General features: G+C 64.1%; 16 protein-coding genes. 6 read left to right on the top strand and 10 right to left on the bottom strand.

What is annotated here, in order from left to right:
- The first annotated feature begins 118 nt into the window (after nucleotides 1–118).
- A complete protein-coding gene (locus OKA04_RS22970; RefSeq protein WP_264503570.1) occupies nucleotides 119–1,843 on the top strand; it encodes a hypothetical protein in 1,725 nt (574 codons plus the stop codon).
- An 81-nt stretch (nucleotides 1,844–1,924) separates the two neighbouring features.
- On the opposite strand, the gene purB is transcribed toward OKA04_RS22970, so the two are convergent.
- Nucleotides 1,925–3,343, bottom strand: coding sequence for an adenylosuccinate lyase (gene purB / locus OKA04_RS22965; protein ID WP_264503569.1), 1,419 nt, complete (start codon nucleotides 3,341–3,343; stop codon nucleotides 1,925–1,927).
- A 780-nt stretch (nucleotides 3,344–4,123) separates the two neighbouring features.
- Between purB and OKA04_RS22960 the strand changes: the two genes are divergently transcribed.
- The 3 genes from OKA04_RS22960 to OKA04_RS22950 all read left to right on the top strand — a co-directional run bounded on the left by OKA04_RS22960 (nucleotide 4,124) and on the right by OKA04_RS22950 (nucleotide 10,702).
- Nucleotides 4,124–6,673 carry a beta-L-arabinofuranosidase domain-containing protein gene (locus OKA04_RS22960; RefSeq protein ID WP_264503568.1) on the top strand — a complete coding sequence of 850 codons (2,550 nt, stop codon included), beginning with the start codon at nucleotides 4,124–4,126 and terminating at the stop codon, nucleotides 6,671–6,673.
- A 93-nt stretch (nucleotides 6,674–6,766) separates the two neighbouring features.
- Complete coding sequence (locus OKA04_RS22955; protein WP_264503567.1) at nucleotides 6,767–9,286, top strand: beta-L-arabinofuranosidase domain-containing protein; 2,520 nt, start codon at nucleotides 6,767–6,769, stop codon at nucleotides 9,284–9,286.
- Between the two features lie 264 nt (nucleotides 9,287–9,550).
- A complete protein-coding gene (locus tag OKA04_RS22950; protein ID WP_264503566.1) occupies nucleotides 9,551–10,702 on the top strand; it encodes an aldo/keto reductase in 1,152 nt (383 codons plus the stop codon).
- Between the two features lie 21 nt (nucleotides 10,703–10,723).
- Here the strand turns inward: OKA04_RS22950 and OKA04_RS22945 are convergent, their stop codons facing one another.
- From OKA04_RS22945 to tsaD, 3 genes are read right to left on the bottom strand one after another with little or no spacing between them, the layout of a single operon-like run.
- Nucleotides 10,724–11,989: an OmpA family protein gene (locus tag OKA04_RS22945; protein WP_264503565.1), complete on the bottom strand. Its 1,266-nt coding sequence runs from the start codon at nucleotides 11,987–11,989 to the stop codon at nucleotides 10,724–10,726.
- Between the two features lie 54 nt (nucleotides 11,990–12,043).
- Nucleotides 12,044–12,682 (bottom strand): HAD hydrolase-like protein, encoded by a 639-nt coding sequence (locus OKA04_RS22940; RefSeq protein WP_264503564.1) that lies wholly within the window; start codon nucleotides 12,680–12,682, stop codon nucleotides 12,044–12,046.
- 54 nt (nucleotides 12,683–12,736) lie between these two features.
- Nucleotides 12,737–13,777, bottom strand: a complete 1,041-nt coding sequence (tsaD, locus tag OKA04_RS22935) for a tRNA (adenosine(37)-N6)-threonylcarbamoyltransferase complex transferase subunit TsaD (protein ID WP_264503563.1) — start codon at nucleotides 13,775–13,777, stop codon at nucleotides 12,737–12,739.
- Between the two features lie 118 nt (nucleotides 13,778–13,895).
- On the opposite strand from tsaD, the gene OKA04_RS22930 reads away from it, so the two are divergent.
- Complete coding sequence (locus tag OKA04_RS22930; protein ID WP_264503562.1) at nucleotides 13,896–15,239, top strand: PhoPQ-activated pathogenicity-related family protein; 1,344 nt, start codon at nucleotides 13,896–13,898, stop codon at nucleotides 15,237–15,239.
- Between the two features lie 7 nt (nucleotides 15,240–15,246).
- Here the strand turns inward: OKA04_RS22930 and OKA04_RS22925 are convergent, their stop codons facing one another.
- The 5 genes from OKA04_RS22925 to tig all read right to left on the bottom strand — a co-directional run bounded on the left by OKA04_RS22925 (nucleotide 15,247) and on the right by tig (nucleotide 20,596).
- Nucleotides 15,247–16,449, bottom strand: coding sequence for a S41 family peptidase (locus tag OKA04_RS22925; protein WP_264503561.1), 1,203 nt, complete (start codon nucleotides 16,447–16,449; stop codon nucleotides 15,247–15,249).
- A gap of 55 nt (nucleotides 16,450–16,504) precedes the next feature.
- On the bottom strand, nucleotides 16,505–17,047 hold the full coding sequence (locus OKA04_RS22920; RefSeq protein ID WP_264503560.1) for a Uma2 family endonuclease: 543 nt from the start codon (nucleotides 17,045–17,047) through the stop codon (nucleotides 16,505–16,507).
- A 179-nt stretch (nucleotides 17,048–17,226) separates the two neighbouring features.
- Nucleotides 17,227–18,507, bottom strand: coding sequence for an ATP-dependent Clp protease ATP-binding subunit ClpX (gene clpX, locus OKA04_RS22915; protein ID WP_264503559.1), 1,281 nt, complete (start codon nucleotides 18,505–18,507; stop codon nucleotides 17,227–17,229).
- 72 nt (nucleotides 18,508–18,579) lie between these two features.
- Nucleotides 18,580–19,272: an ATP-dependent Clp protease proteolytic subunit gene (locus tag OKA04_RS22910; RefSeq protein ID WP_264503558.1), complete on the bottom strand. Its 693-nt coding sequence runs from the start codon at nucleotides 19,270–19,272 to the stop codon at nucleotides 18,580–18,582.
- Complete coding sequence (tig, locus tag OKA04_RS22905) at nucleotides 19,265–20,596, bottom strand: trigger factor (RefSeq protein WP_264503557.1); 1,332 nt, start codon at nucleotides 20,594–20,596, stop codon at nucleotides 19,265–19,267. The genes OKA04_RS22910 and tig overlap by 8 nt, the downstream gene beginning before the upstream one ends.
- A gap of 161 nt (nucleotides 20,597–20,757) precedes the next feature.
- On the opposite strand from tig, the gene bamA reads away from it, so the two are divergent.
- On the top strand, nucleotides 20,758–23,160 hold the full coding sequence (bamA, locus tag OKA04_RS22900) for an outer membrane protein assembly factor BamA (protein ID WP_264503556.1): 2,403 nt from the start codon (nucleotides 20,758–20,760) through the stop codon (nucleotides 23,158–23,160).
- Between the two features lie 100 nt (nucleotides 23,161–23,260).
- On the opposite strand, the gene OKA04_RS22895 is transcribed toward bamA, so the two are convergent.
- Complete coding sequence (locus tag OKA04_RS22895) at nucleotides 23,261–23,914, bottom strand: Type 1 glutamine amidotransferase-like domain-containing protein (RefSeq protein ID WP_264503555.1); 654 nt, start codon at nucleotides 23,912–23,914, stop codon at nucleotides 23,261–23,263.
- Between the last annotated feature and the right edge of the window lie 111 nt (nucleotides 23,915–24,025).

The following is a 24,025-nucleotide window of genomic DNA, read 5'->3' as shown; positions in this document are numbered from 1 at the left end:
CCGCAGGTCAAATGGATGTCAAAAGACGGAAAAGTGGCTCTCTCCCGCCGAATGTCACGATCCTGTCATATTCGGGGTCTTTGCGCCGCATCTGTGTGACGCCAGCGTCGCACTGAGCATGCTGCCGGGGATTTATCTTATCGACGCGATCGGACCGTTCTTCCGTGGCTGCGAGGGCCGCCGCATCAATTGGTCGAAGATTCACTTCACCCGGCTCGCCACGTCCGGACCGGAGCGCGAGGAGCAGTGGAAGGGCATCCGGGAGGACCTGCGGACCTTCACTCGCGAAGTGGCCGCGGCGGGATTCACGGCGGTCACGCTGGATGATCTGGCGCACCTCGCCGCCCACCCGCTGCATGACGAGGAGACCGCCGCGCGTATCGCCGTGCTGCGCGAGGAGTTCGCGGTGCTTTTCGAAATCGTCCGCGGGGCGGGGCTGGATCTCTATCTCACCTCGGACGTGCTGCCGGTGTCGCCCGGAGTCGAGGCGGCCATCGGCGAGGATCGGGAGAAGCTGGAGTGCTACTATCGCGAGCTGGTCGGGGGCATGCTCGCGGACTTCCCGCAGATCACCGGCATCGTCCTGCGCATCGGCGAGAGCGATGGCGTGGACGTGAAGGACCCGCTGCGCACCCGCCTGCATGTCCGCGATGCGAAGGAGACGAATCGTCTGCTGCACGACCTGTTGCCCATTTTCGAGAAGCACGGGCGCACGCTCATCCTGCGAACATGGACCGTCGGCGCGCACCGCATCGGCGATCTCATCTGGCACCGTCGCACGCTGGCGGATGCGCTGAAGGGCATCGACTCGCCCGCCTTCATCCTCTCGATGAAATACGGCGAGAGCGATTTCTTCCGCTACCTGCCGCTGAACCGCGCCTTCTTCCGAACGCCGCACCGCAAGATCGTGGAGCTGCAGGCGCGCCGTGAATACGAGGGAGCAGGGGAGTATCCCAGCTTCATCGGCTGGGACTGCGAGCAATACGCGCGCGAACTGCAGGGCGATGCGAATCTCGCGGGCATCTCGGTGTGGTGTCAGACCGGCGGGTGGCACCGCTTCCGACGCCTCGCATTCCTGGAGGAAGACGGCCGCGACTTCTGGCTGCGGCTGAATACCCGGGTTGCGCTGCGGATCTTCCGCTATCACGAGTCCGTGGAGGACGCAGTCGCGCACGTCGTGGGCGCGGAGAAGGCACCCGCGGTGCTGGAGCTGCTGCGCCACTCGGAGACGGTGGTGAAGGAGCTGCACTACATCGGGGAATTTGCCTCGCAGAAGCTCTTCTTCCGCCGCGTCCGCATCCCGCCGCTCCTGCATGTCTATTGGGACTGCCTTTTCATCAATCACGCGGTGCGAAAGGTGCTGCGGCACTTCGTGACCGATCCCGAGCGTGCGCTGCGCGAGGGCGAGGCGGCCTACGCGCTCTTCCCGCGCATGATCGAGCTGGCGCGCACCGCGGACCTGCCCGTGGCGGACATCGAGCACTGGCGGGACTTCTGCCACCTCGTGCGGCTGGCGCGGCGCTACTACTTCCTGCCCTTCGAGCCGGAGCTGGCCGAGCGCATCCGCGCCTCGAAGAAGGCCTACAAGAAGGCGTGGCCGAGCGACCGCCGGCAGCGCTACCGCATCAAGATCAACTTTGAGCCCTTCAAGGTGAAGCGGCAGACGCTCGGCTGGCTTTCCTCCCTGCTGCTCCGCCGCCAGCGCGGCTACCGGCTCATCGACCACGTTTTCACGCTGAACCTGCTCGGCCTGATCTTCCGGCTCATCCGCCCGGGAAAAAGCAAGGCCGTGCCGAAGTTCCTCCGCAAGTCGGCGATGGGCGTGGATGCGCTGTTCCGCTGAGCGGAAAGAGGCTTGCGGCATCTTGCCGCAAGCCTTGCATCAGTCCGTGGAGGCTTGCGGCTGGAAGCCGCGGCCACTTTCTCAGAGGATGGAGCCGGGGGCGTAGGCGGCGGCTTCCGGGTGGGCTGCCTCGAGTTCGCCCACTGCCTTCGAGAAGATGGCAACCTGTGCCTGTGCGGCCCCGGCATTGCTCTCGCCCTCGGCGACGATGGCGGCGAGCTGGCCGCGATCCATCGGGATGCGCTCGTCATTGGCCAGGCGGTCCACCAGATCGTTCACGGTCGTCTTGCCCGCGCGCAGGTCGTTCACGGTGCCCACGGCGTGTTCCTTGATCGCCTTGTGCGCGGTTTCACGGCCCACGCCGGCCTTCACGGCTTCCATCATGATGGTGGTGGTCATCAGGAAGGGCAGGTAGTGGGCGTTCTCCTTCCCGATCACGGCCGGGTAGGCGTCCATCTGGTCGAGCACGGTCAGGTAGGTCTCGAAAAGTCCGTCGATGGCGAAGAAGGCATCCGGCAGCATCACGCGGCGGACCACGGAGCAGGAGACATCGCCCTCGTTCCACTGGTCGCCGGCGAGGCCGGAGGCCATGGCGAGGTATCCTTTCAGGATGACGTGGAAGCCATTCACTCGCTCGCAGGAGCGGGAATTCATCTTGTGCGGCATGGCGCTCGATCCCGTCTGGCCGGGGGCGAAGCCTTCGCTGGCGGTCTCGTGGCCGGCCATCAGGCGCAGCGTGCGGCAGAAGGAGGACGGGCCGCTGGCGAGATCCGTCAGGGCCGCCACCACGCGGAAGTCCAGCGAGCGGGGATAGACCTGGCCGACATTCGTCCACACCGCCGGCATGCCCAAGTGGGAGACCACCTTCTGCTCCAGCGCGGCGACCTGCGAGGCGTCGCCATCGAAAAGGGAAAGCTGGTCCATCTGCGTGCCCACCGCGCCCTTCAGGCCGCGGACGGGGTAGCGCGCGATCACATCGGCCAGCGCATGGTGGGCGGAGAGCATTTCCTCGCCGAACATCGCGATGCGCTTGCCCAGCGTGGTCGGCTGCGCGGCCACGTTGTGGGTGCGGGCGGTGATGACGAGGTCGTTCCACTGCTCGGCGCGCTTCTTCAGGCGGGCGAGGACGGCCACGGACTTGTCGCGGATTGCCAGCAGCGAGCGCCACACCTGGAGCTGCTCCACGTTTTCCGTCAGGTCGCGCGAGGTCATGCCCTTGTGGATATGCTCGTGGCCGGCCAGGTCGTTGAATTCCTCGATGCGCGCTTTCACGTCGTGGCGGGTCACGCGCTCGCGCGCCATGATCGAGCTGGGATCGACGGAGTCCTTCGCCTTCTCATACGCGGCGATCGCCTCGGCGGGGATGTCGAGGCCCAAGTCGCGCTGGGCCTTCATCACCGCGATCCAGAACTCGCGCTCCAGCACGATGCGGCCTTCGGCGGACCAGATGGCTTGCAGGGCGGGGGACGCGTAGCGTTCGGCGAGGACGTTCGGGATCACGAGCGCGAGTAGCGGCCACCGGCCCGCGCGGGGCAAGGGAAAATCAGGTCGTGATGCGGGGGAAGAGGCCTCCGGAGGCTGGCAAGCTAAATGCCCTGCTCACGTGGAGGGGCTGCTTTTCCGAGCTTGGGGCGCGCCATTGCGACCATCCCGGGTCATGCGGCGTGAGACGAAAGGGCGAAGAGGGTGATCCTTCAGTTGGCTCGCCAAGACGGCAGTGAACACTGCGACGCCGACCGCGAAGCAGGCGATGTGGCCTGCCGCAATCCCAAGCTTCGCCAGCAAATGGAGCTCGTCCGAGTCAACGGCCCATCTATTCATGATCTCCAGGGGGAGGAAAAGGGGGACAAGACAAATGGACGCTACGGTCGCAAAGAACCACAGCTTGAGCCCTTGCCGAAGCCAGTGGAGAATCCAGCGGAATGCATTTCCTATCATTGGCGGGGCGTCGTGATATCTCCATTGTTTTCGCGGGTTCTCCCCAGATGTCAATGGTCCCGGCAGATTGCGCATCCGAGATTCAACTGGCTTCGAAACAGGGGAAACCGAATCGTGAAACGCTTGGAATGGCGGGCGACGATAACGAGCGGATTACGTTCCGGTATCGAATCGAATGCGTGGAGGACGGAGCTTCTGCGGTCACCCGGGCACTGTGTGCGTGATCGGCGGCTCGATCGGGTTTAGTCTTACAGGTCAGTTTGGATGAAAAAATTCAAACATGAAACGTGTTTGAATTCACTGAGTGAAACATCAGGTTGCATCCGTAAAACGCGACCGTTCATGAGAAATGCCATCTTTTTTGCTGCCGCGCCCTTGGGGGTGCTCGGCCTTGTTGCACTTGCGGATACGGGGATTAAGCCGGGGGCGGGGAGTGCGCCGCTGGAGGCCGGCCATTTCACGGCGCTGCCGCTCGGCAGCGTGAAGCCGCAGGGGTGGCTGAAGCACCAGCTCGAGCTCCAGCGCGACGGCCTCACCGGGCATGCGCCGGAGTTGCTCGATGCGGCACGCTCCAACAGCGCGTGGCGCGGCGGCGATGGCGAGAATTGGGAAAAGGGTCCCTACTATCTCAAGGGCCTCATCCCGCTCGCGTGGGGGCTCGATGACGCGAAGCTGAAGGAGGAGGCGACGAAGTGGTGCGACGCGATTTTGAAAGGTCAGCGCGAGGACGGCTTCTACGGCCCGGCGAACAATGACGACTGGTGGCCGCGCATGGTGGTGAATCACCTGCTGCGCGATTTCCACGAGGCGACCGGCGACGAGCGCGTGATCCCATTCCTCACGAAGTACTATGCCCATATGAGTTCGCACCTGGGAGCGCGTCCGCTTCAGGAGTGGGGCAAGGCGCGGGCGGGCGACGAGATCGAGACGATCTTCTGGCTCCATGGGCAGACGGGTGACGAGTCGCTGCTGAAGCTGGCCGACCTGCTGGCAAAGCAGGCCTACCCGTGGACCGACATTTTCACGAACAACCGCTTCCTGGAATTCGGCGACGATCATCATCCGAAGCACGGCGTGAACGTGCCGCAGGCCCTGAAGATGCCGGCGGTGTATTCGCTGCGTTCCGGCAGCGAGGCCGACCGCGATGCGTATGCGAAGGGCGTGGCAAACCTGATGCGGGACCACGGGCTCGCCGTGGGGATCAATTCCGGGAGCGAGTTCCTGGCCGGGCCGTCCACCACGCAGGGCATCGAGCTCTGCTCGGTGGTGGAGCGCATGCTCAGCGACGCGAGCGTGATCCGCAGCCTCGGTGATCCGCAGGCGGGGGACAGCCTCGAGCGCATGGCCTTCAATGCGCTGCCGGGATCGCTTTCCCCGGAGATCCGCCAGCAGGTCTATTACACGATCCCGAACCACGTGGCGGCGAAGTTCGGCGGACGCGGATTCAATCAGGACTACGGCACGAGCTGCACGCCATCGCCGGTCTCGGGCTTCCCCTGTTGCTGCTATAATTTCCACATGGGCTGGCCGAAGCTGGTGCAAAACTCCTGGGCCGCCACGCCGGACAAGGGCCTCGCCATGCTGGTGATCGCGCCGGTCTCCACGACCGCCACCGTGGGTGACGGCGGCAAGGTGACGCTCACCACGGAGACGACTTACCCCTTTGAAGAAAGCGTGCGCATCCGCGTGACGACGGACAAGGCCACCTCCTTCCCGCTGTCGCTGCGCATCCCCGGCTGGTGCGATGATGCCGCCATCACCATCAATGGCACCGCAGGTCCCGAGGCAAAGGCCGCCTCCTTCGCGAAGATCGAGAGGACGTGGCAAAACGGCGACGAAATCGAGCTGAAGCTGCCCATGGAGGTGAAGGTTCACAAGGGCGTGAATGGCTCCGTCTCCGTGACCCGCGGCCCCCTCGTCTATGCGCTGCCGGTGATGGAGCGCCGGGAGAGCCTGACGAAAAGGGAGAAGCCTGACGCGAACGTGGTGGCGTGGGAGAAGAAGGGCTTCGACTCGTATGAGCTGCATCCGGAGTCGGACTGGAACTACGGCCTCGTGCTCGACGAGAAGGACCCAGCCTCGTCCTTCAAGGTCCGCGTGGCAAAGGCGACGGAGCATCCCTTTGACCGGGCGAGCACGCCGGTGACGCTGCAGGTCCCGGCGAAGAAGATCGCCTCATGGAAGCTGGCGCCGGGTGGCATGGCGGCGATGGACCCGCCGGTCTCGCCGGTGGCGTCCGATGCCGCGGTGGAGCAGGTCACGCTGGTGCCCTACGGTGCCGGCATGCTGCGCATCACCAGCTTTCCGGTGATCGGCAGTCCTTCTCCGGCGCGGGAGAGCTTCGCCGATGATTTCGCGGACGGCCACTCCGATGGATGGATGATCTATGGTGGCGGATGGTATGTGCGCGATGGAGCGCTGCACACGGCCTCGAATGCGATGTCGTTCGGCTACGGCCTCACCGGGCCAAAGGCGGTGGTGCCGTCGGCTTCCTTCAGCGATCTCGTCTATGATGCGAAGGTGCGCGTGAATGACTCCGGCGACGCCGGGGTGATCTTCCGCGTCAGCGACGCCGCGATGGGTGCGGACACGTATCGCGGCTACTACGCGGGCATCAGCGCGGAGAAAAAACAGGTGGTGCTCGGGAAGGCGGACAACCGCTGGATGGAGCTGAAGAGCGCTCCCATCGACATCCAGCCGGACTCCACCCACACCCTCCGCGTCGAGGCAAAGGGGCCGGTGATCCGCGTCTTCGTGGATGACATGGAGAAGCCGCTGATCGAGACGGAGGACAAGAGCTTCACGGAGGGCGTCATCGGCGTCCGCCGCTGGGCCGCCCGCCCGGAGAAGAATCCGGCGAGCTTTTCCGCCATCAAGGCCGGCAAGCTCTGAACGGGTCGAGTTGTGAGTGAGGAAATAATTCCAAATATAAAACGTGTTTGAAAATCGGATGCGCGCCGTATTCGATTCCCGGAGAATTTGCCGATGAGACCATCCACCATACTTCCTTTCGTGCCGCTGTTAGGCATCGGGGTGCTTGCCTTCGCGAAGCAGGGCGCACCGATCCATGAGAACCGCTCGCCGCTGGAGAAGGGCCATTTCCAGGCCCTCCCGCTCGGCAGCGTGAAGCCGCACGGATGGCTGAAGCGCCAGCTCGAGCTCCAGCGCGACGGCCTCACCGGTCATGCGCCGGAGCTGCTGGAAGCGGCGGGCCCTAACAGCGCGTGGCGAGGCGGCGATGGCGAGAATTGGGAAAAAGGTCCCTACTATCTCAAGGGCCTCATCCCGCTCGCTTGGGGACTCGACGATGCAAAGCTGAAGGAGGAGGCGACGAAGTGGTGCGACGCCATTCTGAAGAGCCAGCGCGAGGACGGCTTCTACGGCCCGGCGAATAACGACGACTGGTGGCCGCGCATGGTGGTGAATCATCTGCTGCGCGACTTCCACGAGGCGACCGGTGACGAGCGCGTCATTCCCTTCCTCACGAAGTACTATGCTCACATGAATTCCGGCCTCGACACCCGGCCGCTGCGCGACTGGGGCAAGTCCCGCGCGGGCGACGACATCGAGACCGTCTTCTGGCTCTACAATCGCACCGGCGATGAGTTCCTGCTCGGCCTCTCCGACAAGCTCGCGAAGCAGGCGTACCCGTGGACCGATATCCTCACGGAGAACAAGTTCGTCGAGGTGGATCGCAGCTTCCAGCCGCGGCACAATGTGAACGTGCCGCAGGCGATCAAGATGCCTGCCGTCTATTCGCTGCGGTCCGGCAAGGCCGCGGACCGCGATGCCTACCGTCATGGCGTGGCGAATCTCGACCGCGACCATGGCACCGCCGTGGGCATCAATGCGGGCTCCGAATTCCTCGCGGGGAATTCCACCACGCAGGGCATCGAGCTCTGCTCGGTGGTGGAGCGCATGCTGAGCGACGCCAGCGTCACCCGCGTGACCGGCGATGTTGCCGCGGCGGACAGCCTCGAGCGCATGGCCTTCAATGCGCTGCCAGGCTCGGTGACGGGGGACATCCATCAGCATGTTTACTACTGCATCCCGAACCAGGTCATCGCGAAGCGCGGGCACAAGGGCTTCGACCAGGACTACGCGAATGGCAGCACGCCCTCGCCCATCTCCGGCTTCCAGTGCTGCTGCTACAACTTCCACATGGGCTGGCCGAAATTCGTGCAGAACTCCTGGGCGTCCACACCGGACAAGGGGCTCGCGGTCATCGCCCACGCGCCCACCGAGGTGACCGCCACCGTTGGCGATGGCACGCAGGTGAAGCTGCATTCGGAGACCGACTATCCCTTCGGCGAGACCGTGCGTCTCAGCGTCACCACGGAGAAGGAAGTGGCCTTCCCGCTCTCGCTGCGCATCCCCGGCTGGTGCGATGATGCGACCATCGAGGTGAATGGAGCGGCCGAGCCCGCACCGAAGGCTGGCACCTTCGCAAAGATCCAGCGCACCTGGAAGCAAGGCGACGAGGTGCTGCTGAAGCTGCCGATGAAGGTGAAGCTGCAGCGCGGCTTGAATGACAGCGTCAGCGTGCATCGTGGGCCGCTGGTCTTCTCTCTGGGTATCAAGGAAGAGAAGGTGGTTTTCGACAAGGGCAAGGTGCCGGGATTCGAGTCTTTCGAACTCCTCCCCAAGTCGGATTGGAACTACGCCTTGGATATCGACCTTGAGAACGTCGAAGCTTCATTCGATGTGAAGACTGGGCCGGTCCTTTACTCTCCTTTTCAACGGGGGGGTACCCCTATCCGGCTGATGACTTGGGCAAAGAAAGTGCCGACGTGGAAGATGGCGCACAGTGGCCTGATCGCACTGGATCCTCCGGTGAGCCCGGTGGCGTCCGATTCGCCCCGCGAGAGAATCAGTCTGGTGCCCTTCGGTGCCGGCATGCTGCGCGTGACCAGCTTCCCGGTGATCGGCAAGCCCGTCGCACCGGCCGAGTCATATGCCGCGGATTTCAGCAAGGGCACGTTCGATCGCTGGGTCAGCTACGGTGGTAGCTGGTACATCCGCGACGGTGCGCTCCACACCGCGGCGGAGGCCCACTCCGGCAGCGGCGGCGTGGTCGGTGCGAAGGCCGTGATGCCCTACACCGACTTCGCGGACTTCGTTTACGATGCGCAGGTCACCGTGAGCGAGGCGGGCGATGCCGGGCTGCTCTTCCGCACCAGCGAGGCCTTCCCCGGCATGGACAGCTATCGTGGCTACTACGCCGGCATCAGCGCGGAGAAGAACGAGCTCGTGCTCGGCAAGGCCGACAACCGCTGGATCCCGCTGAAGACCGTGCCGCTCACCGTGAAGGCCGGCGAAGCGACCGCAATCCGCATCGAGGCCGAGGGCCCAGTCATCCGCGTCTATGCCGGCGACCTCGACGAGCCGAAGATCGAGATCAATGACGACAGCTTCCGCTCCGGCATGATCGGCGTGCGCCGCTACTGCACCCGCGGTGAGAAGCACGCCGCCTCCTTCACCGGGATGAAGGCGAGCGGGCTGTAAGAACCACGCGCGTCCACCGACTTTCCGCCGCAGCCTGCCAACGGGATTCCGTTAGGCAGGGACTGCGGCGGAATTTTTTGTCGGCGGTGGTGCTCCCATGAGGGAAAGCAGCCGTTTTCCCCGACGGGGGAGAACGTCGGAATCTCCGTTGGCGCGACGAGACGTGCCGGGCGATTCTTCCGGTGAATCAGGGATCATGTGAGCCCGTGACGGGCTGTGCCTTGCCCTGATGCCGGAGCTTCACGCGATCGAACCATTGTCATCATGAATACACGCAGAGACTTCCTGGCCACCTTTGCCACTGCCAGCGGCGCGCTTGTCGCGGCTTCCTCACAGAGACTCGTCGCGCAGGATGCGGCACCCGCGGCAGCAGCTTCCGCGGCGTCGGGTGTGGCTCTTCCCCAGTCTGACAAGACCGCAAAGGGACGCTATCGTCCTCCCTTTCGCATCGGTCTCGGAAGCGCGCCCATCGGTGGATCTTCCGGTCTGGGCATCACGCACGCGCAGTCCTTTGCGATCATGGAGAATGCCTGGAATGCAGGCATCCGCTACTATGACACCTCGCCCTTCTACGGCTACGGCCTGGCCGAGCATCGCTTCAATCACTTCCTCTCGGAGAAGCCCCGCGAAGAGTTCGTGCTTTCGACGAAGGTCGGCCGCGTCTTCGAAGCGGCGGCGAATGCACCGAAGTCCGCGCTGGGCGGATGGGCGAATCCGCTGCCCTTCAAATACAAGTACGACTACACGGCGGAAGGCACGCGCCGCTCGGTCGAGGACAGCCTGCAGCGCCTCGGTCTCGCTTCCATCGACATCGTCTTCATCCACGACCTCGCGCCGGACAATGGCGACCTGAAGGAAACCTATCCCGCCTACTTCGAGCAGGCCGTGAAGGGTGCCATGCCCGAGCTCATCAAGATGAAGGAGGAGGGCATCATCAAGGCCTGGGGCCTTGGTGTGAATCACATCGATCCCATCCTCGGCGCCTTCAAGGAAAGCGATCCGGATGTCATCCTCATGGCCTGCAACTACACCCTCATCGACCACACCGCGGCGATCGAGAAGGTCTTCCCGCTATGCGAGGAGCGCGGGGCCTCGCTGGTCATCGGCTCGCCGCTGAACAACGGCTTCCTCACCGGACGCGACCGCTTCAACTACGGCGGGAAGCCGACCGCGGAGCAGATCGGGAAGCGCACCAAGCTGGAGGCCGTGGCGAAGAAGCACGCCGTGGATCTCCGCACCGCGGCGCTCCAATTCACCGCCGCTCCCGCCGTGGTCTCCGCGACCATCCCGGGTGCGCGAAGCGTGCCGCAGCCACAGGAGAACGTGACCTCGATGGGTGTGAAGATCCCCGCGGATTTCTGGGCCGAGCTGAAGAGCGAGAAGCTCCTCGATGCCTCGGCACCCGTGCCTGCCTGAGTGTGAAATCGCCTGCGCCGATCACTGCCCGAGACCGGGCGGGATCGGACGTGGTGCGGGCAGCGATGAATCCGATGGCAGCGGCACCGGTACGGGGACAGGGACAGGAATGCTGCCACCGCTTTCACTGCCGTCGGCCTTCGGCACGATTTGCCAGACCTCGCTGATCTGGTTCAGCTCCGGGGCATTCGCGCCGAAGCGGTCGGTCTGGCCCAGATACACCGCCTGAACGCGCTGGCCGGGCTTCTTCACCTGGTTCAGCACGCGGGCCACGGCGGTGGCGCGGTCGGAGGAAAGCGCGCGGTTGCTGTCCACGTCGCCGGTCTCGGACGCATAGCCTACGACGAGCAGCAGCGCATTGTCCGGGGCCAGGCCGGGGAAGCTGACGATCTTTTCCTGAAGATCCGGAGCGATGTCCGCTGCGCCAGTCGGGAAGCTGATCTTGTCCACCACATTGGCACCGAGCAACGCGCCGAACTGGCTGTAGGCGTCCGCGATATCCGACGTCGGCTTGTCTTCCAGGCTGCGGAGCTGGCGGAAGAGCTGCACGCCGTCCTCAAGCAGTTCGCTTTCGGAGCCGGCGAAGAGCGAGGCTTGGGAGATCAGTGCCTCCAGCTCTGCCACGCGGATGAGGAGTTGGTCGCGCTCCGCGGTGATCTGGGCGAGCGCGCCGTTGCCCTGGCTCAGGCGGCGGACCTCGTCGGTGAGGGCGATCACGCGCTGGCTGGCGGCGTCGAGCTGGGTGCGGAGGCCGGAGGCATCGGAGCCGTCGATGAGTGCCCGGTTCAGGTCCGCCTGGAGCTTGTTGATTTGCTCGACGCGGGAGGCCAGCAGCTTCGCCGTGTCAGCGAGTTCCTGGTTCCGCTTGTCGAGTTCGGCGTCCTTGTCGGCGATGAGGCCCTTGGCGGCCTTCGTCAGGTCCACCAGGGTGGCGGTGTCCTTGATGATGCGCTCGGCGGCTTCATCCGCGGACCGGGTCGTATCGCCATAGAGCGGGGTCAGGCCGAGCTTGGCGCGCTCCTGGTTGATGCTCGACTGGAGGATTTCGAGCTGGGCCTTTTGCTCGCGGAGTGCCGGGTCGCCAGCCGCATCCGCCGAGGTGCCGGCCGGGCGGGACTTCATCGCCATGGCGATGAGGATGCCGACCAGCGCGATCACCACGAAGCCGAGCGCGAGCACGGAGTTTGGCAGGGGAGTCGTCGCGGCCTTTGGCGCGGACGTGGACTCGGCGGCCTCGGGTGCCTCTGCGTGCTTCTCCGGTTCGGGGGCGGCGGGTTGCTCGTTCATGGGCCGCAGATTGGCAAGCGGCTCCGGATTGTCGAACCCTGAAATGCGCCGCGCTCAGGCCTCCTCCGGCACCAGCGACAGCAGCTCGTCCGGATGGTGCAGCAGGTGCTCCGGAGACTCGGCGGCGAGCGAATCCGCGGAATTGAAGCCCCACGTGACCGCGGCCACGGCGATGCCCGCCTTCTTCGACGCCTTGATGTCGCGGATCTCGTCGCCCACGTAGAGCATTTCCTCCGCGTGAAGGGAGAAGGTCTTCCGGATGGCGCGCAGGTGTCCGGATTTCCCGGTGAGCCGCGAGGTGGACGAGATGAAGTCGAAGTGATCGCGCAGGCCGTGGGCCTTCAGGAAGAGATCCACGTTTTCCTCCGCATTCGACGTCAGCACGCCGAAGGACTTCGCGCGGGCGCGCATGGCGGGGATGACCTCGCCGATGCCGGGGATGAGGGCCAGGCGGGTGATGTCCGACCGCATCATCGAGGTGCCGCGCGAGAGCAGGGTTGGCACGCGGCGCTTCGGGATATCGAGGTGGTCGAGCAGTTCGAGCAGGGAAAACTTCCGCAATTCGGGCAGCTCCTCCGCCTGCACCTCGCGGAGGGAGTATTCCACGGCGAGCTGGTTGTAGATCCGGCGCGTTTCTTCCAGCGTGTCCGCCAAGGTGCCGTCGAAGTCGAAGATGATCGTGCGGTAGGCCATGCTTTGGTTTTGCCTAATTTGAGCCGGATTTCCCGATGCCTCAAGCATCTTGGCTCAACTTGCGTTCCCGGAGGCGACCAGCGGCAGATTCGGATCGATATCCGCGTCCAGCGGCGAGGCATGGCCCTCGTGGGCGCGGAGGAGCGCGGCGAAGGCGATCATCGCGGCATTGTCCGTGCAGAGGCCCGGCGTGGCGGTGGCGAGCGTGATGCCCTCCTTCCGGCAGGCGTCCTCGAAGGCGGCGCGCAGGGTCTTGTTCAGGCTCACCCCGCCGGAGAGAGCGATGAGCTTGCGCCCGGCGTGCCTCGCGGCGCGGAGGGTCTTCGTGACGAGCACGTCGATCACGGCTTCTTGGAAAGACGCGCAGAGGTCTGCCATCTCCTCCGGCCGGGCCGTGCCGGTCTCGGGATTCCGCTCGGAGAGCGTGTAGAGCACGGCGGTCTTCAGCCCAGAGAAGGAGAAGTCGAAGCCCGGCTCCTTCATCATCGAGCGGGGGAAGGCGAAGGCGCGCTTGTCGCCGCCCGCCGCAGTCTTCTCGATTTCCGGTCCGCCGGGATAGGGCAGGCCGAGCATCTTCGCGACCTTGTCGAAGGCCTCGCCCGCGGCATCGTCGCGCGTGCCGCCGAGCTTCGTGTAGCGGCCCGGTCCCGCCACGTCTAACAGCAGGGTGTGCCCGCCGGAAACGATCAGCGCCAGATGCGGCAGCACCACTCCGGTCTCCACGAAGGGCGAGAGCAGGTGGCCCTCCAGGTGATTGATGGCGAGGAAGGGCTTGCCCGCCGCCGCGGCCATCGCTTTCGCCGCGGTCGCACCGATCAGCAGCGAGGACGCGAGACCGGGCCCCGAGGTGGCGGCGAAGGCATCGATGTCGCGGATCGAGACCCCGGCGTGTTGCAGCGCCTGCTCGACCAGCGGTCTCAGGTGCAGCGAGTGATTCCGCGAGGCGACCTCCGGGACCACGCCGCCGTATTGCCGGTGAAGCTCGATCTGCGAGGCGATCTCCGACGCGAGGATTTGCGCGGGCTGCCCCGGCTCGCCGCGCAGGATCGCGACCGCGGTTTCATCGCAGGAAGATTCGAGGGCGAGCAGGAGCACGCCGGGAAGCGTCCGGGGAAGACGGGCCGCGTGCCAAGGAAAGAATCACCGGTAGTCGAGCGGTGTGCGGCGGGAAATCTGCCGCTTGTGCCATCGCCGGGGGCGGGTAGCATGGTGGATGCGTTTGCTCGGAAAGCTTGTCCTGCCTCTCGCGCTGCTGCTTGGCGCGCCCGCCCTGTCGTTTGCGAAGGAGCCGCCTGCCATCCCGGCCGACCTCGGCACCTACCTCACGAAGGCCGAGCCCGGCTCGGGCTGGAAGATCGAGGATTCGAAGGACTTCGGCATCGCGAAGGTGTGGCGCCTGAAGCTGACCTCGCAGGTCTGGCAAGGCATCACCTGGACCCATGATCTCCTGATCGTGCGCCCGCCGGACGCGCCGACGGGGAAGATGCTGCTGCTGAATGAAGGTGGCAGCGCTTCCGAGCAAAAGGCGATGTATGCGGCGCTGCTCGCGGGCAAGATCAAGGCCCCGGTGGCGCTGCTGCTCGGCGTGCCGAACCAGCCCTTGTTCGACGGCAAGCGGGAGGACGACCTGATTGCGGAGACCTTCGTCCGCTTCCTCGACTCCGGGGATTCGTCGTGGCCGCTGCTCTTCCCGATGGTGAAGAGCGTGGTGAAGGCGATGGATTCGCTCCAGGAATTCGGCAAGCAGGAGTGGGGCGGGCCGGTGGAGAAATTCATCGTCGGCGGTGGGTCGAAGCGTGGCTGGACCACCTGGCTCACCGCAGCGAATGACCCCCGCGTGATGGCGATCACGCCGATGGTCATCGACGTGCTGAACATGCGCGACCAGCTCACCCACCAGCAGAAGTCACTCGGCGGCCCCAGCGAGGAAATCTCGCCCTATACGAAGCGCGGGCTCGTGCCGATCCCGGACACGCCGCGCGCGAACCAGCTCTGGTCGATGGTCGATCCGTGGACCTACCGCGAGCGCTTTACCATGCCGAAGCTCATCGTGTTGGGGAACAACGACCCCTACTGGAGCACGGATGCGCTGAACCTCTACTGGGACGCGCTGCCCGGTGAGAAATACATCTCCTACTCCCCGAATGCGGGCCACGACCTGACCGAACGCGATGCGGGCGGGCGAAAGCTTAGCCCGGACCGCGCGATCAACAATGTCTCCGCCTTCGTCCGCCACCAGCTCACCGGCAAGCCGCTGCCGAAGCTGGCGTGGAAGCATGGCTCGCGCGCCGATGGCAGCCTCGAGCTGACGATCACCGCGGACCCCGCCCCGCGCGAGGCGCGCCTTTGGTATGCGCGCTCCGAGACCCGCGACTTCCGCAAGTCGCGCTGGGAATCACTGCCGATCAAGATCAAGGACGGCGAGCCGATCATCGCGAACGGCCCGAAGCCGGACAAGGGCTTCATCGCCTACTACGCCGACCTCGGTTACCAGATCGATGACCTGCCGCAGTGGCTCTGCACGCAATTGCGAGTGGTGGGCGCGGACGGGGAGTGACGGGAGCTCACTTCGCTTCGCCTGCGGCTTTCAGCCCGGGGTCTTGCCAGCCTTCGAGCTGCTTCGCCTCATCGGCAGTCAGGGCCGCGCGGCGGTAGGAGAGTGCGAGCTTCTCGCGATCGGCGTCGGTGAAATTCACCTTCACGTCCGGAGTGATGCCCGTGCGGTGCGGCGTCTTGCCGGATGGCGTGTGATAGGTCGCGATGGTGAGTCGCAGCGCCGTCCCGCCACCCATGGGGATGATGTTCTGCACGGAGCCCTTGCCGTAGCTGGTCTCGCCGACGATCACCGCGCGCTTCAGGTCCTGCAGCGCGCCCGCGGTGAGCTCGGAGGCTGAAGCGGACATGTGGTCGATCAGCACGTTGATGGGGTACTCGCGCTTGCGGCGCTGGCGCTCGGGGGTCTTGAGCGGCTCGCCCTGCACTTCGCCGCCGCGACCCTGGGTCGTCACCACCGCGGTATTCGGCGGCAGGAAGAAGCCCAGGATCTGCACGGTCTGGTGAAGGTCGCCGCCGGGATTTCCCCGCAGGTCGAGGATGAGGCGCTTCATGCCCTTGTCTTCCAGTTCATCGAGCGCGGCTTCCATTTCGCGAGCGCAGCTTCCCATGAAGGACGCGAGGCGGATGTAGCCGGTGCCGGCCTCGTCCAACAGGCGGGCATCGGTCACCGCCTTCTCCTCGACGGCGATGTGGATGAGCTCGACCTCGACGGGCTTGGGCTCGGCGGGGGATTTCAGCTTCAGCTTCGTCCGCTCGCCCGGCGGCTTGCGCAGCGAGGAAAGCAGGATCTCCAGCGGTGGCGGCGGATCGCCATCCACCTCGAGGATCGCGGAGCCGGGCAGGAGATTGGCGCGCGATGCCGGAGTGGCAGGTGCGATGTTCGAGATGAAAGACCCGTCATCCCGCACGCCGACGGTCAGCCCGAGCGAGGGCAGGTAGGGGTCCAGCTTCGGGTCCGCCTCCATGGCTCGCGCCATCTCCGGATGGATGAAGCTGGAGAAGGGATCGAGGCTGGAAAGCATACCCTCCAGCGCATGGTTCACCAGCCGGTCATACTCCACCTTGTCCGCATCCGGATGCCGCTGGCGAACCTGCTCGAGCACCTTCACGAAACGCTCGATCGCCGGATAGGCAGCCTCGTCCGGGTCGGGCGGGGTCGCGGGATCCGCGAAGACGATGGCGGGTAGCAGGGCCAGCAGGATAGCACGCACGACGCGAGGCTAGGGAGCCGCGGCGGATATTGGAATCGGGAACTTTTTCTTCAGCTCACTCGATCTGCGTTGGGAATGCCGGGATCATTTCCGATGCGCCCACGGATTTGCCTGCCACGAAAAAGCTCATCATTCCGTTCTCGGAGCACAGCCAGACCTCCTTCGCGCCCGCGTCGAAGTAGAGCTGCTTTTTCTCCTCGATCTCGCTGCTCGTATTGGAGGGAGAAATGACCTCCACGCAGATTTCGGGCGACCTCAGCAGGCAGGACTTGCCTTCCGATTCCTGCCAGACATCGGGAGAGCACCACGCGACATCTGCAGACTTCACGCCCTTGCGCGTGGAGATGGGGCACTCGGTGATCACCCGGCCTTTGGGTGAGAGGCGTCGAAGCCAATAAGAAATTTCAGACTGCTTGTTTCCGTGGCTCGGGGCGGGAGGGGGAGACATGATGATCTGGCCGTGCTCGTCGGTTTCAAAGCGGTAAGGCATCCGGGCGAATTCCGGATTCGCGACAATCTTGTCCCACACCGCGAGATTGAATGCGGTCCGGTCATGCTCGACTGCGGTGCGTTCCGAGGCTTCGAGGACGCTGCTCATGACCGTAAACTAGCAGCCGGATGGCCCTGTGGCAATGTCGCTGCCGTTTCGCCTTCACGCCGCTGGTTCGCGTTGGAACGAACGCAAGGACTCTTGAAAAGAACTCCGAGCCCGAAAAGAAATGAGACAGGGCACCTGAAGCGGCACCCTGTCTCGATTGATTCAAATCTGGCGAACGATCAAGCCGCGTCCTTGTCCGCGCGCTTGCGCCGCATGAGGGGCGGGCGCTCGCCGAGGACGACAGGGCGGTTGATGGTGATGGCTTCGATGTCGCCCTTCGACGGCACCTCGTACATCACGTCGAGCATCAGCCGCTCGAAGATGGAGCGCAGGGCGCGGGCACCGGTGCCGCGGCGGACGGCCTCCTCGGCCAGCGCGCGCAGGGCATCGCGGGTCACGCGGAGCTTCACGCCGTTCAGGGCGAGCTGCTTGCCGTATTGCTTCACCAGCGCGTTCTTCGGCTCGGTGAGGATGGAAATCAGCTCGTCCTCGGTCAGCTTGCGGAGCGCGGAGATGACGGGCAGGCGTCCGATGAATTCCGGGATGAGGCCGAAGTGCAGCAGGTCCTCCGGCTCGGTCAGGTCGAGCACGTTGCCGGTGGCGGACTTCACTTCTTCCTTCCGGCCGTGGAAGCCGAGCGTGCTGCGGCCGAGACGGCGCTCGATCATGTCCTCGAGTCCGACGAAGGCACCGCCGCAGATGAAGAGGATCTTCTCCGTATTCACCTGGATATACTCCTGCTGCGGGTGCTTGCGGCCACCCTGCGGCGGGACATTGCACACCGTGCCTTCGAGGATCTTCAGCAGGGCCTGCTGGACGCCCTCGCCGGAGACATCGCGGGTGATCGAGACGTTCTCGGTCTTGCGGCCGATCTTGTCGATCTCGTCCACGTAGATAATGCCGCGCTCGGCGCGCTCGACATCGAAATCGGATGCCTGCAGCAGGCGCAGGATGATGTTCTCCACGTCCTCGCCGACGTAGCCGGCCTCCGTGAGCGTGGTGGCGTCCACGATGCAGAAAGGCACATCGAGCAGGCGCGCGAGCGTGCGGGCGAGCAGTGTCTTGCCGGAGCCGGTGGGGCCCAGCAGCAGCACGTTCGACTTCTCGATTTCCACGCCGGCGAATTCCTCTGCCAGACTCGGGTGATCCTGGCGCAGGCGCTGGTAGTGATTGTACACGGCCACCGAGAGCACCTTCTTCGCATGCTCCTGGCCGATGACGAATTCATCGAGGCGGGCGCGCAGTTCGGCGGGCGAGGGGAGCCGCTTGCTGCCCTGCTGGTTGCGGCGGCCCTTGGAGGCCTTGGTCGTGCCTTCGGCGAGTTCCTTGTCGAGGATGTTCGAGCAGACCTCGACGCACTCGTTGCAGATATAGACGCCCGGGCCGGCGATCAGCTTTTTGACCTCCGAGTGGCTCTTGCCACAGAAGGAACACATCGTGAGATTTGAGGCGCGTGCCATAGGGGTGCCGGGGTATAAAAACAGCAGGCGCCGGGCTGGACAGCCCGACGCCTGAACTTAGCTGAAAAGACTTCAGACGTCGTCCTTTTTTCCGTCATTCGTGTCAGCCAGGGCTGCCACGGCGTCCGGAAGTTCCTTCCGGTTTTCGAGGACCTTGTCGACCAAGCCATAGGCCACGGCTTCCTCGCCGGTCATGTAATTATCCCGTTCGGAGTCTTTTTTGACCTGTTCCACCGTTTTGCCGCTGTGTTTGGCCAAAATGCCGTGCAAGCGGTTGTTCAGGTTGATCATGAATCCGAAGGTCCGCTCGACATCGAGGGCCGTGCCCTGGGCGCCGCCGGAGACCTGGTGGATCATCACGTGCGAGTTCGGCAGGCAGAAGCGCTTGCCCTTCGTGCCCGCTGTCAGCAGCACCGAGCCCATGGAGGCGGCGATGCCGATGCAGTAGGTATTCACGTCGCAGGTCAGGAATTGCATCGTGTCATACATCGCCAGGCCGGCGGTCACGGAACCGCCGGGGCTGTTGATGTAGATATGCACGTCCTTCTTCGGATCCTGCATCTGCAGGAAGAGGAGCTGTGCGATCACCGAGTTCGCGACGAAGTCGTCGATCCCGGTGCCGATGAAGATGATGCGGTCCTTCAGGAGCCGCGAGTAGATGTCAAAGGAGCGCTCGCCGCGGCCGTCCTGTTCGACGACCACGGGGACGTAGTAGCTGTTCTGCGGTGATCCGCCGGAGCGGATCACGTTCGGGAAATCACTCATTGGAAGATGGTTCATCTTGAACTTCCTCGACGGTGGCGTGCTCCAGCACGAAGTCAATGGCCTTGCCCACCAGCATCGAGTTGCGGATGCCGGGGATGCGGCCGTTCCGCTGGAGGTCCTTGATGAACTTCTTCGGGTTCTCCTTCCGCTGCTGCGCGATCATGGCGAGGTGGTTCACCAGCTCTTGGTCGCTGACCACGATGCCTTCCGTGCGGGCGATTTCCTGCAGGATGAAGTTCGTCTTCAGGTTCGTGCGGGCCTGGTCGCCGGCGGTGGCGATGATCTCGCCCTGCTGGGCCTCGATCTCGTCCTGCGTCATGCCGGACTGCATGCCGCGCTGCACGAGGGCGTCGGCCTGGCCCTGCGTCTCGTGGCGGAGCAGGTCGTCCGGCAGCTCGAAGTCCACCAGCGAGTTGAAGTGCTCGACGATCTGGTTGACCTTGTGGTCGTCGATGCGGCGGCGCTTCTCGATCTCGATCTGCTGCTTGGCGAGGGCGCGGAGCTCCTCGACGGTTTTGCCGCCGGTGATCTTCGCGACGAATTCGTCATTCAGCTCCGGCAGGACGGCCTGCTTCAGTTCCTTCACCGAGACGTGGAAGACGACTTCCTTGCCGCGCAGGTCGGAAAGCGGGAAATCTTCCGGGATGGTGAGGGCGATGTCCTTCGACTCGCCGACATTCAGGCCGGCGGCTTGGGCGGAGAAGCCGGGGAGGAAGCTGTTTTCGTCCAGCTTCATCACGAAGCCTTCGCGACCGCTGAGGTAGCCGGCAGGCTTGCCCAGGGCTTCCTCGAGAGGCTTGCCATCGAGGGACGAGGTGAAGTCGATCTTGAGGACGTCGCCCGCTTCGGCGGCGCGGCCTTCGATGTCCGTATAGTCGGCGAAGTTCTGGCGCAGGCCGTCGAGCTGGGCGTCGATCTCCTCGTCGGTGACCTCGGTGGACGGGGCCTTCACGGGGATGCCCTTGTATTCCGGCAGGGCCACTTCCGGGGCCAGCGTGAGGGTGGCATTGAAGGTGATGGTTCCGTCCTCGTTGTGGGCGAGGTTCTGCGGGATGCCGAAGTTCAGCACCTTCAGGGCTTCCTGGCGCAGCGCCTCGTCATAGGCCTGGCGCACCAGGCGGTCGTCGAGTTCCTCCACGATGGCGGACTGGAACTTCTTTTCGATGACGTTCTTCGGGGCCTTGCCCGGGCGGAAGCCGGGGATGCGGGCCTGGGCGGTGTATCCGGAGACGATTTTGGCACGCTCGGACTGCACGGTTTCCGAAGGGACTTGGACGCGCAGCGTGGCGAGGCAGTTCGGCTGCTTTTCGACGGTGATGTTCATGACGGGAAAAAGTGGGTCCGGACTCGCCGGGGGCGGGAAGCTAAGTGGGCCGTACTCAGCTTGTCAAAGCGAAGGTGAGGGCGTTAGGAAGGGGGCCGCCTACATGGGCCTTGACGCCCCCTGCCCTGAAAAGGTTCCATTCTTTCCGCTAGCCGATACTCATGGATATTCAATCCCTCCTAACCAAACGGGGCCTTGCCTCGCTCGCCCGCCGGCTGTCCCTGGCGGCGCTGTTCTTCCTCGGCTTTGCCGCCAGCCCGGCGAAGGCGCAGGATATCGAAGGCAAGAACGTCTCGGAGGTGGCGATCAGCTACCGTGGTTCGGCGACGATCGACGAAGGCCGCCTGCGCAATTCGATCTCCACCCGCGCCGGCGAGGCCTATCGCAGCGAGAAGGTGGATAATGATATCAAGTCGCTCTACGAGTCCGGCCTGGTCAATGACGTGCGCGTGCTGGCAGAGCCTGTCGGCGAGTCGCTCAAGGTGATCTTCGAAGTGGCGACCCGCGGCCAGATCGTGGCGGTCGGCTTCACCGGCAATACCGTTTTCAGCGACACAAAGCTCGCGAAGGAAACCAAGCTGAAGGTGGGCGGCGCGCTGAGCGACGACGCCATCCTCACTGCCCGCCGGAATCTGGAGACCTACTACCGTGGCTACGGCTACCCGGACGTAGTCATCTCCCACCGCACCCAGCCGAGCGAGAGCGGCACCGGTGAGGACCTCATCTTCATCATCGAGGAAGGCGGCAAGAACGAGATCCGCGACATCCGCTTCGAGGGAAATTCCGTCTTCGACGGCCGCACCCTGCGCAAGCAGATGAAGGTGAAGGAAAAGGGCTTCTTCTCCTGGATCAGCAAGTCCGGCCGCTTCGAGGTGGATCAGCTCGACTCCGACCTTGAGGCGGTGCTCGATTACTACCGCACCCACGGCTACCTCCGCGTGAGCGGCAGCGTCCGCCGCGATGCCGTCGGCGACGGTCGCGTGGACCTCGTCATCCAGATCAATGAAGGCGCGAAGTATACCGTCGCTGGTGTCGGCTTCGGCCGCATGACGGTCTTCAAGCCCGAGGAACTCTACCCGGCTCTCTCGCTCAATGGCGGCGATGCCTACTCCTCGAAGAAGATGCGGGACGACATCAAGATGATCCGCAGCTACTACGGCTCCCGCGGCTATGCCGACGCGACCGTCACCCCGGACATCCGCGACGCCGGCCCGAATCAGGTCAACATCGTCTACCGCATCACCGAAGGCTCCCGCTACCGCGTCGGCCGTATCAACATCGGCGGCAACACCAAGACCCAGGACAAGGTCATCCGCCGTGAAATGCCGCTCAAGCCGGGCGACTGGTTCAACTCCGTGGAGCTCGACACCGCCAAGGCCCGTCTCGACAACCTGCAATACTTCAACAGCGTCCAGGTGGACTCCAGCGATGGTCGTGGCGGCTACCGCGACATCGACGTGCTCGTAGACGAGCGCCGCACCGGCTCCATCAGCGCCGGTATCGGCTTCAGCTCCATCGACAGCATCGTGGGCTTCATCAACCTGGAGCAGACGAACTTCGACATCATGAACCCGTGGGCCTTCACGGGTGCCGGCCAGCGCTTCGGCATGAATCTCCGCCTCGGCTCCGAGCGGACGGACTTCAGCGTCTCGCTCGTCGAGCCGTGGTTCATGGACCAGCAGCTCGCGCTGGGTGGTGAACTCTTCTACAAGGACTCGCAGTACTACTCCGACTTCTACGAGCAGACGAATGCCGGTTTCTCCGCCTTCATCCGCAAGCCTTGGGGTGAAAAGGGCTCCATCAAGCTGGAGTACCGCCTCGAGAATGTCTCCGTGGATGTTGAGTCCGCCGTGGGCACCCTCACGAACAACTGGCTCGCGAACAACCCGACCTTCCCGGTCAGCCCTGCCAATCCCTACCCGCGCCCGTCGCTCCTCGATGAGGATGGTGACTTCGTCCGTAGCGCGCTCGGCCTGAACTACGTCTACGACAGCCGCGACGCGGTCATCGAGACCCGCTCGGGCGAGAAGTTCGACATCGGCCTCACTCTCGCCGGCTCCGTGCTGGGTGGCGATGTGGACATCTACTCGCTCTCCGTGCAGGGCCAGAAGTATTGGAATCTCGCTTGGGACTCGATCTTCTCGCTCAATGGTGAGCTTGCCTTTGTGGATGCCACCAGCGGCGAGGTACCGATCTTCGACCGCCTCTTCCTCGGTGGCGGCCGCACGCTGCGCGGCTTCGAGTTCCGCGACGTGGGTCCCCGCGACTCCATCACCGGTGAAGTGGTCGGCGGCAAGTCGCTCGGCTTCCTCTCCGCGGAATACACCGTGCCGGTCATCGACAATGTCCGCGCCGCTGTCTTCTACGACCTCGGCTTCGTCAACGAAGGTGCCTGGGACCCGAGCCCGAGCGATCTCTACCACGACTTCGGCGTGGGTGTCCGCCTGAAGCTGCCGATCAGCCCCGTGCCGATCGCCCTCGACTACGCGATCCCGATCGACAGCCCGGACCCGCTCGCCGACAACGGCGGCCAGTTCAACTTCTACCTGAACTACCAGTACTAAGCCGGGCTTAGGCTAAGAACTTCAAAAGGGCTGCGGGCAACCGCAGCCCTTTTTGTTTTGGTGAGCGCGACGGCGGGTTGTGGCGGTCACCGAGGTCGGATCAGGGGTTGGGCGCGACGACTTGTCCCCTGTTGTGGGTTGCGTCGAGGATGACTTCGCCATCCGGAATTGCTCGATACGGGAGGTCATTCTCACGGTAGTAGTCCACGACAGCCTCCATGCTTTCCGATTCGAAGTGGTCGCATCTGTAATGAGGCACGATGTAGTAGTCGATGATGCCAAGCCCTTCCCATATGATGGGATGCTCATATCCGTGGGCCGGAGCTTCCGGTTGATCCGCCAGGTGAATGCCTCTCAGTGAAGGGGAAAGAACGCAGACGCCGGCGCTGTAGCCTCCGTAGAGGAAATGCTCGTCATCGATTTTGCCATGGATCAGTTGGTCGAGACCGCTGAGGTGCATGGCCTTGCGGAGCAGGAAGGTATTGCCTCCGAGCACCCACAACATGCCAGCCGCCGCGAGCTTCTCGGAAAGAAGGTCTCTGGAGCCGAAATAGTCGCGGAGATCCAATGGCTCCGCAGGAATCCCGAGGTCCGCCAACCGGCCAATCTCCCGCTTTATTCCAGCCATGAGCCGCTCGGAATCATTCGAGAAATCAAGGGCGTTGGAAACCACAAGCGCGGTCTTGCCTCGTGCGAGGTTCGCGAGGTGGTGACCTTGATCGCCGATAAGATACGATGAGAGGTAGAGTTGCATCTTGTTAGATGACTTGTATCCCGCCGATCCTTGGTAAGAAGCCGTCTGAAAATTAACTGAAGTTGAGCAATTGGGCTGTACAGAGCCGCACGACCATTGGAGAATCCTCCG

This window comes from Luteolibacter flavescens, assembly GCF_025950085.1.
In the GTDB taxonomy this organism is placed as follows: Bacteria; Verrucomicrobiota; Verrucomicrobiia; order Verrucomicrobiales; family Akkermansiaceae; genus Haloferula; species Haloferula flavescens.
Note: the sequence above shows the minus strand (reverse complement) of the source record. Positions and strands in the feature narration are given on the sequence as shown.